Annotated in this window: 14 protein-coding genes; 2 read left to right on the forward strand and 12 right to left on the reverse strand. The window is 38.9% G+C overall.

Features of this window, described 5'->3' with window-relative positions; genetic code table 11:
* Positions 1-2: 2 nt before the first annotated feature.
* The 8 genes from ACH0CI_RS11930 to ACH0CI_RS11965 form a co-directional block, all read right to left on the reverse strand.
* Positions 3-1,010: an ABC transporter ATP-binding protein gene (locus tag ACH0CI_RS11930; RefSeq protein ID WP_406901495.1), complete on the reverse strand. Its 1,008-nt coding sequence runs from the start codon at positions 1,008-1,010 to the stop codon at positions 3-5.
* 12 nt (positions 1,011-1,022) lie between these two features.
* Positions 1,023-1,931 (reverse strand): C40 family peptidase, encoded by a 909-nt coding sequence (locus ACH0CI_RS11935; protein ID WP_406901496.1) that lies wholly within the window; start codon positions 1,929-1,931, stop codon positions 1,023-1,025.
* A gap of 31 nt (positions 1,932-1,962) precedes the next feature.
* Entirely contained in the window at positions 1,963-2,907 is a 945-nt protein-coding gene (locus ACH0CI_RS11940; RefSeq protein ID WP_406901497.1) for a S66 peptidase family protein, read from the reverse strand.
* An 88-nt stretch (positions 2,908-2,995) separates the two neighbouring features.
* Positions 2,996-4,639 (reverse strand): peptide ABC transporter substrate-binding protein, encoded by a 1,644-nt coding sequence (locus ACH0CI_RS11945; RefSeq protein WP_406901778.1) that lies wholly within the window; start codon positions 4,637-4,639, stop codon positions 2,996-2,998.
* A gap of 23 nt (positions 4,640-4,662) precedes the next feature.
* Positions 4,663-5,661 carry an ABC transporter ATP-binding protein gene (locus ACH0CI_RS11950; RefSeq protein WP_028414022.1) on the reverse strand — a complete coding sequence of 333 codons (999 nt, stop codon included), beginning with the start codon at positions 5,659-5,661 and terminating at the stop codon, positions 4,663-4,665.
* Between the two features lie 4 nt (positions 5,662-5,665).
* Positions 5,666-6,604, reverse strand: coding sequence for an ABC transporter permease (locus tag ACH0CI_RS11955; RefSeq protein WP_028414023.1), 939 nt, complete (start codon positions 6,602-6,604; stop codon positions 5,666-5,668).
* 1 nt (position 6,605) lies between these two features.
* Entirely contained in the window at positions 6,606-7,535 is a 930-nt protein-coding gene (locus ACH0CI_RS11960) for an ABC transporter permease (RefSeq protein ID WP_406901498.1), read from the reverse strand.
* A gap of 14 nt (positions 7,536-7,549) precedes the next feature.
* Positions 7,550-8,374, reverse strand: a complete 825-nt coding sequence (locus ACH0CI_RS11965; RefSeq protein ID WP_033578456.1) for a M55 family metallopeptidase — start codon at positions 8,372-8,374, stop codon at positions 7,550-7,552.
* 252 nt (positions 8,375-8,626) lie between these two features.
* Here ACH0CI_RS11965 and ACH0CI_RS11970 point away from each other — a divergent pair, with 252 nt between their 5' ends.
* Positions 8,627-9,922, forward strand: coding sequence for a purine/pyrimidine permease (locus ACH0CI_RS11970; RefSeq protein ID WP_047751354.1), 1,296 nt, complete (start codon positions 8,627-8,629; stop codon positions 9,920-9,922).
* Between the two features lie 30 nt (positions 9,923-9,952).
* On the opposite strand, the gene ACH0CI_RS11975 is transcribed toward ACH0CI_RS11970, so the two are convergent.
* The 3 genes from ACH0CI_RS11975 to ACH0CI_RS11985 form a co-directional block, all read right to left on the reverse strand.
* Positions 9,953-14,158: a tetratricopeptide repeat protein gene (locus ACH0CI_RS11975; protein WP_406901499.1), complete on the reverse strand. Its 4,206-nt coding sequence runs from the start codon at positions 14,156-14,158 to the stop codon at positions 9,953-9,955.
* A 167-nt stretch (positions 14,159-14,325) separates the two neighbouring features.
* On the reverse strand, positions 14,326-15,567 hold the full coding sequence (gene bcbE / locus ACH0CI_RS11980; RefSeq protein WP_028414028.1) for a bacillibactin exporter BcbE: 1,242 nt from the start codon (positions 15,565-15,567) through the stop codon (positions 14,326-14,328).
* Between the two features lie 302 nt (positions 15,568-15,869).
* Complete coding sequence (locus tag ACH0CI_RS11985; RefSeq protein ID WP_028414029.1) at positions 15,870-16,157, reverse strand: hypothetical protein; 288 nt, start codon at positions 16,155-16,157, stop codon at positions 15,870-15,872.
* Between the two features lie 275 nt (positions 16,158-16,432).
* Between ACH0CI_RS11985 and cspD the strand changes: the two genes are divergently transcribed.
* Positions 16,433-16,636 (forward strand): cold-shock protein CspD, encoded by a 204-nt coding sequence (gene cspD, locus ACH0CI_RS11990; protein ID WP_013056175.1) that lies wholly within the window; start codon positions 16,433-16,435, stop codon positions 16,634-16,636.
* A gap of 59 nt (positions 16,637-16,695) precedes the next feature.
* Here the strand turns inward: cspD and ACH0CI_RS11995 are convergent, their stop codons facing one another.
* On the reverse strand, positions 16,696-16,968 hold the full coding sequence (locus ACH0CI_RS11995) for a DUF2564 family protein (RefSeq protein WP_028414030.1): 273 nt from the start codon (positions 16,966-16,968) through the stop codon (positions 16,696-16,698).
* Between the last annotated feature and the right edge of the window lie 12 nt (positions 16,969-16,980).

Below are 16,980 nucleotides of genomic sequence, written 5' to 3' on the forward strand. Positions count from 1 at the left end.
CATCATTTTGTCGCAGCTGTTTCAATATAGTTGGTACTCATTATCTTTTGATTGTATAAGTGGCAGGCCACAAAATGATTTTCTTCAACTTCCTGCCACTCTGGTTTTTGAGTCTTACAGGCTGCTACTGCAAGAGGACAGCGCGTATTAAACACGCAGCCAGAGGGAGGGTTAATGGGGCTTGGCAATTCTCCTTTAAGAACAATCCGCTTCCGATTATCCTCAACGTCAGGATCGGGAATAGGAATAGCTGACAGTAGAGCTTGAGTGTATGGGTGAAGCGGTTTTTGATACAGCTCCGAACTTGTTGTTAATTCTACTAAATGCCCTAAATACATAACTCCAATACGACTGCTTATATGCTTTACCATCGACAAGTCATGTGCAATAAATAAATAAGTTAACCCTTTTTCTTTTTGGAGTTTTTTTAATAAATTAACTACTTGAGCCTGTACAGATACATCTAAAGCAGAAATAGGTTCGTCTGCAATAATGCATTCTGGATTTAACGCTAAAGCTCTCGCAATCCCTATGCGCTGGCGCTGCCCGCCGCTGAACTCATGAGGATAGCGGTTGGCATGATCACGATTTAGCCTCACATCTTCTAGCAGCTCATACACCCGGTTCAGCATTTCTTTTTTATTGGAATAAAGTCCGTGAACCTCCATTGGTTCTGAGATAATCTCCTTTACGGTAGAACGAGGATTCAGTGAAGCATATGGATCTTGAAAAATCATTTGCATATTACGATGAAAAGCAAATTTCTCTTTCTCTGATAGCTCATGCACGTTTTTCCCTTTATAAAGCACCTCCCCTGATGTACGGTTATACAATCCAATGATTGTTCGCCCGGCAGTGGATTTTCCGCAGCCGGATTCACCAACAAGTCCAAAGGTTTCTCCTTTTGAAATATAAAAAGACACGCCGTCTACTGCTTTCAAAACCTGCTTGTTCGTAATTGAAAAATATTTGCTCAGCTGCTTTACTTCTAACAAATGCTTTGTTGTCATAACTGCCACCTCCTAATAATAGCGCCGGGCTGCGCACAGCTCTTCTTCATAAAGCGTTCCTTTTAATTCAATCAGTTCGACGGTTTTACCCGTTTTAGGTGAATGAAGCATTTTTCCTCTGCCATAACAAATACCAACATGGTGGATAGCCCCCTTCCCTTTTTCATACGCGAAAAACAATAAATCTCCAGGTTGAATAGAGTCTAATCCTACTTCTTTGCCCCGCCTTGCTTGATCGGTGGCATCTCTTGGAATAAGATAGCCGTTTGCTTTATGAGTAGCATAGGCAAACCCGGAACAATCATATCCCCAAGCACTCATGCCACCCCATAAGTATGGAAGGTTCAAAAACTGTTCTCCTGCTGCAATAATCATATCTCCAGTTCCTTTTGTTGCTTTACGGTTGCTATCCTCTATTACAACAGCATCTTGACGTTTTATTTTCCCACTGCCAATCGGCGTTTGAACCTCTAGCCATTCTTTATCTTCTTTTAAAAGAGGCAGCTGCGTTTGATAACTAATTTGCAAGGTTTCTTCCGCTAGCTGCAGTGTCGCAATCGCTGCTGTTACCACTACCGTTGGTTTATTCAATGGAGAATATTCAGCTTGGGAAATCAGTTGCTGGAAAGGAACCCACCCGGGATATCCTCTTTCATCTTTAGAAGAAAACTGAGAAGGAATAACGATTTTTGCCCATTTACCTTTCAGTTCCGTTACATATACTTCTTCTCCTAGTAACAGCTGCGTTTGAACTAAATTTTTCTCACAAAGCTCCAACCGACGTGTATACGTTAATTGCTCCAGCCATTTATCCAGTTTTACTGGGACACTTGTTGCATTGTCATCTATTTCTCTGCTAGAGTCATAGGAAGTCCACACAGTCGCCACAGCTACACAAACGTAATACGCTTTTTTATCCATCACTTATTTCTCCTCCCTGCAGGTTTAACCTTCAGCGTTCGACTTTATCTTTTGGTAATGTAATACCAGATTCAAATTCCACCATTCGTTCATAAGTCGACATCGTGGCATAACTTCCAATTCCCACAGCTGTTTGAGGCGAGCAATGCCCGATGCGAAACCCTCTCATAACAGGCTTTTTTAAAGAAGTCAGGTAACTTGTTAATGCCTCTTCTAATGAAAGCGACTCTGTACGTTTTTTAGGATAGCAGTTATGGAAATCTCCGATAAGAATTCCCGCTGCATCCTGCAGTTTATTGGCCATATACAGCTGTGTCATCATGCGGTCAATTTCATACGGCTCTTCGTCAATATCTTCAATAAATAAAATTTTATTTTTCGTATCTAGTTCAAATGGAGTGCCAAGCGTGCTCACGAGCAAAGTCAGATTTCCTCCTATCAGCTGACCAGTTGCTTCTCCTTCACAAATAGTGTCGAGCGGGCTAATTTGATCCGTATAGTAAAAAGAACGGTGAGAAAATAATTGATAAAAAGCTTGCTTCGTCTCTATATGAACATCTTCTTTTCCGATATCCGACGAAAGCATTGGCCCGTGAAAGGTAACCAAACCTGTGTGCTGATGAATAGCGGTATGTAAAAACGTAATATCGCTATATCCCCAAAAAATCTTTGGGTTTTGCTTAATTAAATTGTAGTTTAATTGCGAGGCAAGCCTAGCAGTCCCGTACCCTCCGCATGCACAGATAATTGCCTTTACTTCCTTATTGGCAAACATCGCATGTATATCGGCTGCTCGCTGTTCATCAGTCCCTGCCAAGTACCCGTTTTTTTTATATAAATGCGCACCCGTTACTACGTTTAATCCTATTTCCTTCAAATATTCTAGTCCTTTTTTTAGATTGTGCTGATTAGGCGGACTAGCAGGTGCAATAACAGCTACTGTATCACCTTTTTTTAATCGTTTTGGTTTGATCATTTGCTACACTCCTTTTGTGTAAAGAAATGAAGAAAGTGAAACTTGGGTCAGAAGGGAATTGAAATCCCCTCTGACGAAAAGTTCCACTTTACTGTTTATCTGCCCACTTCAAATCTAAATAGCCAACAGGATGACGAACAATTCCAGATACGTTATCTTTTATTAAAAACACATAGTTGTAGAAATGAATAGGAATGATCGGCATCTCATCAAATAAAATACCTTCTGCTTTATACATAAGCTCAAAACGTTTTTTATTATCCGTTTCGTTCATAGCTTGTTTAATTAACTTATCATATTCTTTATTGCTCCAAGCTGTACGGTTCATTGAATGACCCGTCTGGAAGCTCTCTAAAAAGTTGATTGGATCTGCATAATCAGCTAAAAACGAACTTCGTGACAGCTGAAACTTTAACGCTTTTTGTTCTTCTTGGAAAACATTCCATTCCATATTGGCAAGCTTCACATCTACACCTAGATTTTCTTTGAACATTTGCTGAAGTGCTTCTGCTATTTTTTTATGTGTATCGTCTGTACTGTATGTTAGCGTAATAGCTGGCAGCTTTTTATATCCTTCTTCTTTCATTCCTTTTTTCAGAAGTGCTTTTGCTTCTTTGCCATCTGTTTTTAGTAAGTCGCCGCCTGTTTTACGGAAATCCTTTCCATCTGCATCTTTAAATCCGTATGATACAAACCCGCGAGCTGGTTTTTCTTTATTTTTTGTAACAAAATTAACAATTTGATCTTGATCTACAGCCATTGCGAATGCTTTACGGATATTTTTGTTTTGAAAGGGCTCTTTATCTAAGTTAAAGCGATAGAAGTAAGTTCCCGCTTGGTCTTCGATATGAACATCTCCATCTTTCAACAGCTTTTCACTTAAATCCGATGGAATTTCAGAAACATCTAGTTCTCCATTTTGATACATTTGGTATTCTGTGTTTGTATTTTCAACAATTGCCCATTTTACCTTATCGAGCTTTACATTTTTAGCATCCCAGTACTGATCGTTTCTTTCCATTACTAGATTACTGTTATGCTTCCATTGAGTTAATTTGAAAGGACCATTAGCAACAAACGAATCTGCTTCTGCAAACCATTTCGGATTTTTTGTTGCTACTTTTTCATTAATTGGAAAAAACGCTGGATTGGAAACTACGCTTAAGAAATAGGCTTGCGGACTTTTAAGCGTAACTTCAAAAGTTTTGTCATCTAGCGCTTTGACTCCTACTTGATCAGCACTGCCTTTACCCGTATTAAATTCTTCTCCATCTTGAATGAAATAGCCTAAAAACGCCGCTGGAGAACCAGTCTTAGGATCTAACAGCCTCTTCCATGCAAACACAAAATCACTTGCTTTTACGTCATCTCCATTTGACCATTTAGCATCTTTTCGCAAATGAAATGTATAGACTTTTTTATCGTCAGAAATATCCCATTTCTCGGCCATTGCTCCTTCAGGCTCATCGCTTTTTCCTAAACGAGTCAGCCCCTCCATTAAGTTATTAAGCATATTCCATGAATATGAATCAAACCCAATAGGCGGATCAAAAGACGTAGGTTCTGCGCCATTATTCATATAAAGGACCTTACCGTCTTCTTTTGCTGTACTGCTTTTCTTTTCTGGCTCCGCGTCTGAATCTTTTGTGGCCGTACAGGCAGCAAGTGCAAATATAAGTACACACATCATTAGTAAAGACCCTATTTTTTTCATCATTTTCCCCTCTTTCATAAGTTCGCTATTCATCTATAAATCTAGCTTATAGTTGTTACAAATTTTTGGGCTCTCTCATCTTGAAGCCAGCAGTGCACTTGGTGACTTTCTTTCAGCTTTGTCGACGTAGGATACATGCGATCACACACTTCCATTACGTAAGGACAGCGAGGTGCGAACGAACATCCAGATGGAGGTGCAAATAAATCGGGAGGTGAGCCTGCAATAGGCACAAGCTCACTTTCGTATAGATCTAACCGAGGAACTGAACGCAGCAATCCTTTTGTATACGGATGCTGCGGCGTATAAAAGATGTCTCTTCTTGTTCCAATTTCTACAATCTTTCCTGCATACATTACGGCAACACGGTCAGCTACCTGAGCAACTACACCTAAATCATGGGTAATTAAAACAATGGAGACATCCGTTTTCTGCTGAATATCCTTAAATAATTCTAAAATCTGCGCCTGTATCGTGACGTCAAGGGCTGTGGTAGGTTCATCAGCAATTAGCACTTCGGGGTTGCATACAAGGGCCATTGCAATGACAATACGCTGTCTCATTCCCCCGCTAAATTCATGAGGATATTGCTTTAGGCGTTCTTTAGGATTTGGAATTCCGACTAGCTCCAGCATTTCAAATGCTTTTTCTTTGGCTTTTTCTTTTGAAATGTTTTCATGTTGCATAATATTTTCTGCAATTTGCTCACCTACGCGAAGAGTTGGATTAAGCGCAGTCATAGGATCCTGAAAAATCATCGAAATATCAGCGCCTCGAATGTCTCGCATTTTCTTTTCTGATAGTTTTGTTAAATCCTGGTCTTTAAATAAAATAGAGCCGCTTGTGATCCTGCCCGGAGGTGTTGGAATTAACCTCATGATACTTTGAGATGTTACGCTTTTTCCGCAACCTGACTCTCCTACAATCGCTAGGGTTTCTCCTTTATGTAAATCAAAACTAACGCCTCTTACAGCTTGAACTTGCCCTCCGTAAGTTGAAAACTGTACGTGTAAGTTTTTGATTCGGATTATTTTTTCCATTTGCTTACCTCCTTAATTTCGGATCAAGTGCATCTTGCAGTCCGTCTCCAAGGACATTAAAAGCAAACATGGTAAGAGAAATAAAAAACGCGGGAAAAAACAAACGCCACCAATAGCCTGATAGAATCGTTGATAAACCATCGTTTGCCATTACTCCCCAGCTCGCATAAGGAGCCTGTACACCCAGCCCTAAAAAGCTTAAAAAAGCTTCAGCAAAAATGGCAGTTGGTACGGTTAGTGTCATTTGAACGATAATCGGTCCCATCGTATTTGGAAGCAGGTTTCGCTTAATGATACGGCTTGTTTTTGTTCCAAACGTTTTGGATGCAAGCACGTATTCATAGTTTTTTATTTGCAATACTTGCCCCCGTACAATTCTCGCCATCCCGATCCAACCTGTAACGGAAAGTGCCACAATAATCGTAGAAAGCCCGGGTCCCATGACTACCATTAGTAAAATTACCACTAATAAATAAGGAAGACCGTATAAAATTTCAATTACGCGCATCATGACATTATCTGTTTTTCCTCCTTTATAGCCTGAGAAGCCCCCGTAAATGACACCGATGATAAAATCAATAAGCGCTGCCATCAGCCCTACAAATAAAGAGATTCTAGCCCCGTACCATGTCCGAGTGTACATATCTCTGCCTAAGTCATCCGTTCCAAACCAATGACTAGCTGAAGGAGGAAGGTTTTGCTCTGTAAAAGAGGCTTTCGTTACGCTGTAGGGTGAAAACATAGGACCGAATATAGCCATCACAACGAGGATGACTAAAAAAAAGAGACCCAGCATGGCCAACTTGTTTTTTACAAGCCTGCGCCATGCATCATGCCAATAAGAAAGACTCGGCCTTACAACTGCTTCGGCTTCAGATTTCTTTTTTTTCTTTGGCGTAAACCACTCATCAGGAATTTGCTTATACTCCTGTTTTTCCAGCACGTTATCCCTCCTTCTTATACAGTTTGATTCGTGGATCAAGTATTCCGTAAGCAATGTCTACTAAAAAAAGCATAATGATGAGAATCGAACTGTAAAAGACCGTAGTGCCCATAATTACGGGGTAGTCTCTCGTATTAATACTGTCCACAAAATATTTCCCCATGCCAGGAATAGCAAAGACTTGTTCAATAACAAATGTGCCAGTTAATACGCTGGCTGCAATCGTTCCAAGAACTGTTATAACAGGCATTAAAGCATTTCTAAGCGCGTGTTTAAATACAATTTTCATTGGCGAAAGCCCTTTTGCACGCGCTGTTCGAATATAATCTTGAGTCAGTACTTCTATCATGCTTGAGCGAGTCAAACGTGCAATAATAGCCATAGGACCTGTGGCAAGAGCTAGAGTCGGAAGAATCATATGTAAAGGGCTCGTCCACGTAGCAGCGGGTAAAATTTTTAAATTGACAGAAAGCTGTTGAATTAACAACGTGGCCATAACAAAATTTGGAACCGACAATCCGATAACTGCTATGCTCATCGCAATGTAATCAATTATTCCGTTTCTTCTAAGAGCAGCGATAATGCCTAGTGTAATACCGGAAATCACCGCAAGAATTAACGTCACCATTCCAAGTTCAAATGACACGGGAAACCCTCTTCCTAAAAGGTCGTTAACCGTTTGAGACGGCTGTTTAATAGAAGGACCAAAGTCAAAGGTAACAATAGATTTCAAATAAAGAACATATTGCACAGCTAGGGGCTCATCTAAGTGATAAAATGATTCCAGGTTTTTTTGAACTACATCGCTTGTCGCTCGTTCTTCATTAAATGGAGATCCAGGAATCGAATGCATTAAAAAGAAGGTTAAGGTCACAATTACCCATAGCGTAACAAGCATGGATAAAAATCGCTTTAAAATATAACTTTTCACCTTTATCCCACCTTCTAACAGAATGTTGTGCGCGTAGCTAATTCAGTCATAACAAGCATGGCCTGATAAGCTTCTAAAATATCTTTTGCTTGAAACCGAACGGTCGTCGTTCCAGGTTCAATTTCCGTGCCCGGCATTAAATGCGCCCACTCTGCTTGACCATAATTTGCAAATTCTATTCGTAAGGTTGGGTGTTTAGGTGGAATTAAAGGTTTAACAAGGTGTTTGTGCTGAATAGCTGCGGCTGTTTTTTCTTGAAGTAATTGTTCTGCTTTCTTAGGGGTTAATGTTTTGGCTGCAGAACGTGAAATGGCCTGTTTGACGATAGCAGTCGTCACGTTTGGAATAAGCTGCTGTGCTTCCAGCGCCGTTTGGTCATCACCAGCTACCATTAAAACTGGCACGCCGTAATAGCCTGCGACGTATGCGTTGAAGCCTAACTCTCCAATATTCATATCGTCTATGTACATATTGCGAGCACCAAATATCATTGAATGAGACATGACACCAGGCATGGATGCTTTAGCATGATACCCTAGAAATATAGCACCATCAAAAGTCTGATCTAATCCCTGTACCATTGAATATGGTTTTACGCTTCCTGAAATAAGCTGAGTTTCTGGATGAAGCCGTTCAACAAGGAGATTATTCATACTCGAATGACTGTCATTTACCACAACTTCTGAGCACTTTTCTCTAAACCCTGCATAAATGACTGCATTCGCTTCATCCGTCATTATTTTGCGGCTTCTTTCATAATTCTCTTTCTCTCGCAGAACATTTGTGTGATCGACGAGTCCCGTAATTCCTTCCATATCAACCGACAGGTATAGTTTCATTTGTCTTATCCCTCCTCCTTCCTTGACTGTTAGTCAGTTCATTATAAATTATTCTTATGTTTATAATTTATAATTGTAAGAAAATTATAAATTATCTTTCTTCTTTTTACAACAATATATTGAATCTTTTGACATTTTACTCGTCATCCTTTTAACAAGATATCGCTTACAAATTGGAAATCCCATGGTAAAATAATAGAGCAACCTGTTGGTTCATTCAGCCGCTCGTCGGCATTAATTGAGGTGTTAAGAATGTTTCGAGTTTCCATTGCTTCGCTACAATGGTTTTTATTTATGATTTCTAATAGTATGATTGTTCCTATTGTAATTGCTTCTCAGTTTCATTTAAACGCAGCAGATTCTATTCAATTTTTACAGCGAACGTTATTTATTTTGGCTTTATCCGGGCTCTTGCAGGTATTTATAGGGCATAAATACCCAATCATGGAAGGGCCTGCTGGCGTTTGGTGGGGCGTCTTTTCTCTGTATGCGAGTCTTGGAACCGTTCTGTTTGGTTCTCACTCCGAAACGCTTCGCGTGCTGCAGTTCACCCTTCTTATAAGCGGGATAATTGCTATTTTAATGAGCCTATTTGGTCTCATTGATAAACTAGCAAAATACTTTACTCCAACGGTTACCGGTACATATTTAATTTTATTAGTGACGCAGCTCAGCGGTTCCTTTTTAAAAGGAATGTTTGGCATTACAGAAACGAATTCAGCTATTAAACTTCCAATTGCGCTGACTTCAGCTGCGATTTTGCTGCTGACTTTTTATTTATTATCACACCGGACGTTAAATAAACTCAGCATTATTATTAGTATTGGTGTAGGCTGGGGAGTATTTGCAATGTTAGGGTTAGCTAAACCTATCGAATTTCAGGCGCAGTTATTTTACATACCTAAAGTGTTTGTATTCGGAGCTCCTCGCGTTGAATGGAATATGGTTGTTACTGCTTTTTTTGTAACACTCATTTTAATTACAAACATGCTCGCTTCTATTCGTGTTGTTGAGTCTGTTTATAAACACAAAGGAGAAAAAATTGAAAAAGACAATATTAAACGTTCCGGGATGGTTTCGGGTATAAGCCAGCTGCTTGGAGGATTGTTTTCAGGTGTCGGGGCCGTTCCTATTTCAGGTTCCGGTGGATTTATTTCAGCTACAAATCTTTATAGTCGAGTTCCTTTTATTGTAGCATCGTGTCTTTTGCTTTTTCTGAGTATCTTTACCCCTTTAACGTCCATTATGTCCGCTCTTCCTCCTGCCGTCGGATACGCGGCAATCTTTCCTGTTTTTACAGGTATGATGGCTCTTGGAATTGGAGAATTCAAGCATGCCAAACAGCCCGAAAAAGCAATGAAAAAAGCAGGTATTGCGCTGCTGTCGGGGATAGGGGTTATGTTTTTGCCTTCCCAAGCTTTTTCAACGCTGCCACCTTTAGTTACTACGTTTTTAAGCAACGGATTAGTTCTTGGCACCATTATCATTCTTGCACTGGAAATTTCCGAATCACTTTCGTTGAAAAGACAAGATGCAAAAGAGGGATAAAAAAAAGAAGCTGAAACTCAGCTTCTTTTTTTACCTTTTTACCGTTAATCCTTTTAGTTCATCGTCTTCCATAGCCATTTCATAAAATTCTCCCGTTTCATCGTGCGCTAAAACATAATCCAACTCTTCCTGAGCAGAGGCAGTTTTTCCAAGAACAGCTAGGTAGCATGCCAAGTTATAGCGAATAAAAAGATCTTCGTCTCCGCTTTCTACTCTGGTTATCATAAGCGAAGCTGCTGCTTCTGTTTCACCTTCTAAATGATACGCGATGCCTAAATCGGTATACATTCCTTCATACTCTTGATGCTGTTCAATTGCTTTTTGAAGAAGCTGAACAGTTTCATGATAACGTTCCGTTTTATTATACAGTTTTGCTAGTCCTGCATATATGTCAGGCTGATAAATCTCCTGCTGAAGTAATTCTTGAAAAGCAGCCTCTGATTTTTCTACCTCTTCAAGGTTACTCAAAATAAATGCTCGGTATATCTGCAAATCTATATGATTTGGCTGCTGTTTGAGAAGTTTTTGAACTAAGTTTAGCGCTTCATGTGCAGCCTGTTCATTTTCTTGGATATTAACGAGTATGTTGGCTAAATGATAGGCAACATCAAAATCCCAGCTTTGATGCAGCGATTTTTTCAGCACGGTGATGCTATCTTCAATCAACCCTTTCTCTTCGTAAAAAGCCGCAAATGCATGCACAGCCTCTTTATTATTTCGATCCGTTTTTATGGCAAGTTCATACAGTTCAATCGTTAAGCCAAGCAGCGTAACCGTTTTTGCCTTTGCTTTGAATTTTGCTAAGCTTCGTTTGAAGATAGATCCTTGTTGCTCTTCTACAATCGAATCGGCATACTCATTTAAAGCCTCGGCTGCGTTTTTAAATAACAAGCTTTTGCTTTGTTTTTCCATTTTTATCTTTTTTAAATCTGCCGTAAGCCCGGACAGTTTTTTTCCATTTGGAAAGCTAGACATGAATGTTTGAAATAGAGCGTAATCTTCCGGATCCTCACTTAGCAACTCTGTAAGAATTTTTCTAGCTTCTTCATATCTCTGCTCCATGATGAGCCATTTTGCCTGATGGTGGCGAATAGCTGCATTCTGTGGATCTAGTTCAAGAGCCTTCTCTAAATACGCTTCAGCCTGTGAAATGTCTCCTTTTAGACGATACACATGAGCCTGGCTGTCAGCGAGCCATTGAGGAAGCACAATTTCCTCTACGCTCTTTAATACTTCTAACAGCTCTCCATACTCTTTCTCTGTTTCACAAAGTGAAGCTACGTGCTCAATGTTTACTTCCATAGGATTCAGCTGTATCCATTGAAGCAGGCAATTTCTTTCAGCCGTTCGATTTTGTTCTTCACAAGCTATTTCGGCAAGCTTCATACAAGCGGCTTCAAATGTTTTATCAAGAGTTAAGCATTTTCGGAAGGCCTCTTTTGCTTCAGTGATGCGATTCATTGATTGATATATTTCACCTAACCGATAGTATGGCAAAGCATCTTGCTTGATACGAAGCGCTTGATGATAAAGCTTCTCACTTTTTGTTAGCTGCTTGACCTGTTCGTATAATATGCCTAAATAGCACATGTACAAAATCTCATTAGGGTGCTCTTGATGTTCTGCAGTTAAAAACTTAATTCCACGAGTCAATAACGCCGTGTCTTCTAAATAACCCGTATATGCTTCTAACACTTCATCTAACGCTGTTTGAGCAAAATGAAGTCCTTCTTCATAAAGAGCAAATCCAAACTCTAACGTTTGATTGTCTAGCTCCTTTTGTTTTGCTGCATCTAAAAGCATACTGCCTGCATCCAACATGACGTCGCTGTTCGATGAAAACTTCTGCGCAATAAGCGTGAGCGTATCAACGGCCGTTAAATGTTCACCTGTTTCTAAATACGCATAAGATAACCCCAAATACATAAGGGCATCTTCCTCTATTTTTAAGCCTTCTTTATACAGAGCAATAGCTTCTTCGTACCTTTGATTCGCGACGTATAAATCGCCTAGTCTTCCTCGAATTGTCATGTCGCCCGGTAGATGCTTCATGCCTTCTTTGAGATAGCTTTCAGCTTCGTCCGTTTTTTCTAGTTGATATTGTAGCAAATCAGCTATCGAAAGATATGGATAAGGAACAGTCGGCAAAAGCTGTTTAGCTACTTGAAACCCCCGGTAAGCTTTACGAAACTTTTTTAAATGTTCATCACAACGGGCTCTTTCAAACCAGCTGTGCGCATCTTTTGGGTTTTCCTTTAATAACGCGTCGAAAAGATTTCTGGCTGCTGCGTATCTTTCTTTCTCCATTAAAATAAGTCCGTGATTGATTTGTGTATAAGATTCATCACTATACATATTTAAGGAAATAGTCGAGCATTCAAAAGCCTTTTCGAGGTTTCCCTGGTACATGTATGCAAGTGCTAGATAGCTCCAGTTCAAATGCTGCTCTACGTCTAATTGCAGCGAGCTGCGCAGTGCTTCAACAGCCTCATCGTATTTCTCTTCATCCAGCGCAATTCTTCCTTTAAGATAGTGATAAAAAGAGCTATGCTTTTTGTTATCTATGTGGTGTAACAAGGAAGATGCTCCCTTACTGTCGTCAAGTTTAAAAAAGGCATATGCGGCGTGAAGCTTAAGATAATCATGATTGCTATATTTCTCTAACACATGATTAATACACGTACGAATATAAGCTTCATGCTCTTTTCTATACAAATGCTTCATACTGTAAATAGCGGCAAATGGAACATGCTCATTTGCTTTTAGTAAAGAAACGAGATCATTAATGTGTGCCTCTTCATCCGCTTCAACTAGTTCGATTAAGTCATACAGCTGACGAATAAACACATCTTGCTCTTTAGAAAGTGAAGCGAGATCCGCTGCCGCTTTAGAAGCAACAATTGATAAAAAACCCGAATTAGCGTAATGCTGATCAAAATTTTTATATTCTACATACGTTGGACTTAGAAAATTAGCATCTTGTACATGAAAAAGTTCAAGTTCATCATCATAGCCAAATACAACTTGAACATGGGAAGCTTGTTCAAATTCCAGACTGACCAAAATAGGCAGCCCTTTGTCTAATAGTTCTTTAAACTGTTCAACTGTGCCTGTAAAAAACATCGCTGCAAAGCCAAGAGATTCAAAGTAGCTCACCGCAGTTGATAATTTGGAGCCTAACCCTCCGTAAATACGCGTCCCAATCTCATCCTGTGTTTTTTCGGTATGTAAAAGCCTTAACATCATACTCATACTAGCTGGCACGCAATAATTATCTTTTTGAACAATCGGTACAATAGGAAGCTTGATTGTACTGCATTTATCGTCTGTATTCTTTCCAATTAATTTTTGATAAGGTGAATCTTTTAAACATCGCTTAGTCGAGAGCAGATGCGTAAGCTGAGATTGCTGCTTCTGTTCAAAATAAATGTCGGCGCGCAGCAGCGTAAAAAAATCTTGATAATCGTGATAGGGTAACTTTGAATCGATAAATTCAATCGTTTCAAGCAAAAGAGAATACTCTTTTAAATCTTTTAATCGCATCACTTTATCCATATATAAAGACGGAAGCTGTGGGTAGCGGACAATAGCCTCGTTAATTTTTTCAAGCGATTGTTTATGCTTCCCTTCATAGGCATATAGATCTGCGAGCATTGCATAGCAAAAATCTCCATTCTCCTTATATGTCGTTCCTTCTTTTAAGCAGGCTTCAGCTTTCATTCTGTCGTTGAGCTGCAAATAAAAATAGCCCCATCTGTCAGCCATACCCTTTTGATTATGGGACGTTACTTGTTTCATCCACTCAGAAGCTTCATCCACTTGTTTCATTTCTAAAAGAATTCTTACCTTTAAAAAATAGATTTTCTCAAGCTGTTCCTCTTTAACTGATTCCGTATCCAGCTGAGAAATTAATAAAGAAAGTCTATCATCAGCGTCGAGTATCTTGCCTTCTCGCAGGAGATCATCACAATAAAGAGTTACCATTCGAATCGAGCTAAATCGACGATATCCATATGTCGTTAACATTCGACTTAAACGATTTAATAAAGCTTCATCACAAAAGCGGATAAGCTCGTACAGCTCTTCTTCCGTTTGTAAGTTTGCTAACCATTCTTTCACAATACCCGTAAGGCTCTTTGGTTGAAGGCTTTGTACTTCTTCTGTTATATACGCTACAAGATCAAATATTTGATAATGATCCACCATGCTTTTTAATTTCTGATAATTTATACTCAATTCAAAACCACCTTATTCAATAAAATAAGAACTATTGCATCTGCTGTCTATAAATTGAAGTATAAGAAATTTCAAGGATTTTTTCTAGACACAATATAAATTTAAGCATATTGACGGGTCTTTAAATAGCAAAGAGCTGTCTTTTATCATAAGACAGCTCCGTAAAATCACACTTCAGCTTTCTTCAGTTTTACGCCGCCTTCAGGTTTTGGTTTGATAGCTTTTAAAACTAAAATGGCACCTACTGCACTAACCCCTAGAGACGTTTGGAACACAGCCATGTCCGACCACTTCATAAGCAATGTATAAAGAGGAGGCCCAGCTGCTACTCCGACAAAGCGCATCGAACTGTAAAGAGACGTAATGGTTCCTCTCTCTTCCTTTTCAATTCCTTCTGTAATAAGTGCATCAAGACTGGGAAGAGCTGCTCCAATTCCAATTCCACCAAGCACTAAAGTGAGTAAAATACTAAAAAGAGACGTATTAAAAAATAAAATGATGAAAGAACATGTTAACAATAAAAAGCCAAAAAAAGCAGACCACTTCATAACGATTTTATTGTTGCCAACTTTTTTCCCCGCTACAAAAGAAGAAATAGATAAAGCGAGCAAAGGAATAGCCATTACCAAGCCTTTTTTCGTATTCACAATATGATAACGCTCCTCTAGTATGGTCGATAGGTAAAATAAAACCCCGAATAATACAAGCATAATAATGGCGCCTAAAATAAAAATAGCCATAAGCCATCCAATATTTTCTTTGAGCGTCTTCTTCAAATCCTTCAAAAACTGCGTGATACTTTTCTTTTTTTGTTCAGATTCAGAAGAACTATCATTTTTCGGAACTTTTACTAAAAAGATAACTAAAAGAATCGAAATAAGGCAAAGAATAGGAATGAACCAAAAAGGAAGAAACCAAATCATAGCCGCTAAAAAAGCTCCCAGTATTGGGCTTAGTACTTTCCCAAACGTATTGGCTGTTTCAATTAAACCTAGTCCTTTTGTAATTTCTTGCTCGTCTTTGAACATATCTCCTACACAAGGCATCACAACAGGCATAGCCCCTGCTGAACCTATTCCTTGAATCGCGCGGCCAATTAAAATAACCCAGAATGGATTGGCCATTTGCCATGAAGCCCAGCCTGTTAAAGCCCCTCCTACTGCAGCAAGCAGCAAACTAGGAATAATAATTTTCTTGCGGCCAAATCGATCTGATAAATAACCAGCAATCGGGATTAAAAAAATAGCGAAAATTGAGTAGACCGTGATAATCATGGATACCTGCAGCGAGCTTATCTGTAGACGTTTTTCAATCACCGGCAACACCGGAATTAACATTGAATTTCCGAGGGTCATGATAAGTGGCACAGAAGCAAGAGCAAGTAAATCCAATTTTTTTCTACTTTCCATAGCGTCCTCCAAACCTTACTTCTAATTAACGTCACAATCACACGTTTTTCAATTTAAGCTTTATAAAACTTCTCGTGTTCATTGATTTCAAAGCTTAACTATCTCATTACATAAGATGATGTGTATCTATATTTTTTAGCTAAAAAGGTAATTGCTATTCATGGTTTCACTGTTCTTCTTTAATTTATTGAACTTTGTTATTTATTCTTGTTAATACTTGTAAAAACACATGTTTTTAATCCCATATATGAAGAAGCGTACGAGTATCTCCGTACGCTTCTTCATATATAGGCGTCATCTTATTACACTACTTCACCTCGATGACCATCTCCATCATACATAAACTGTTTATCAATAATATGTTCGATATATATGGTTGTCAAATCGCTTTTTTTCACTTGAGCTACAATTAATCCTAACGGATCACCGATGGTGAAGCTTGTTCCATTTTGAAACATTAACAGCTGCTCATTTAAATGCAATACGCGCTTATAAATTTGTTCTTTCTCTAGGCTGCTGCGGCTCTTTGCTGCTTCGAGCGTTGAAAATAACAAAATGATTTCTTTTCCATTTATTTGTGTACGATACATACACGACCCACTCCTTATCACCGCGTTAAAATTATGCTGACTATACTTTTATTATAAACTAAATTTTCAGTTATTTTTCATCTCACGAGAAATTTTTTTATTAAAAATAGACTATGTCCCCGTTAAATAAAATTTAATTTTCAGAAAAGTTAAATTTTAATATTGAAATTTTATTTCTTCTTATTATATAATATAAACAATCATTTACCTCTATTGGAAATGATAATTCGAGTTTCAGCAGCATGATGCTGCACAGTACTAGGGGGATTCAAGTTATGCAAAATGGTAAAGTAAAATGGTTCAACAATGAAAAAGGCTATGGCTTTATTGAAGTTGAAGGCGGAAGCGACGTATTTGTACATTTTTCTGCCATCCAAAGCGAAGGTTATAAATCCTTGGAAGAAGGACAAGAGGTATCTTTTGAAATTGTAGAAGGCAATAGAGGCCCACAAGCCGCTAATGTCACTAAGCTATCATAAATAGATCTTTTTATTTTATAGTAAAAGAGACTCTTTTCTGAGTCTCTTTTTTGTTATACCTAGCGTTTGGCCTCAGTAAGCTGCTGGTCACATGTTTGAATAGACTGCATGCACTGCTGAAGAAATTGCTCGTCTACTCCTGTGCCATGAGCTTTGGCAGATTGAAGCTGTGCTTTTGCATCATTAAGCGCATTCGTTGCCTCTTCAAGCTGCTGAGGACTCATACTCATCGTAGCTGTCCCAATCATCTTTTGAGCAGATTGAATGGACACTTCTACTTGCTTTAAATCATTATATCCTGTTGTTACTTCTTCATTTGAAAACTTATCCATTGAAAGAACACC

Origin of the sequence: Priestia sp. 179-F W1.4 NHS (assembly GCF_045369295.1) — a bacterium.
Classification (GTDB): domain Bacteria; phylum Bacillota; class Bacilli; order Bacillales; family Bacillaceae_H; genus Priestia; species Priestia zanthoxyli.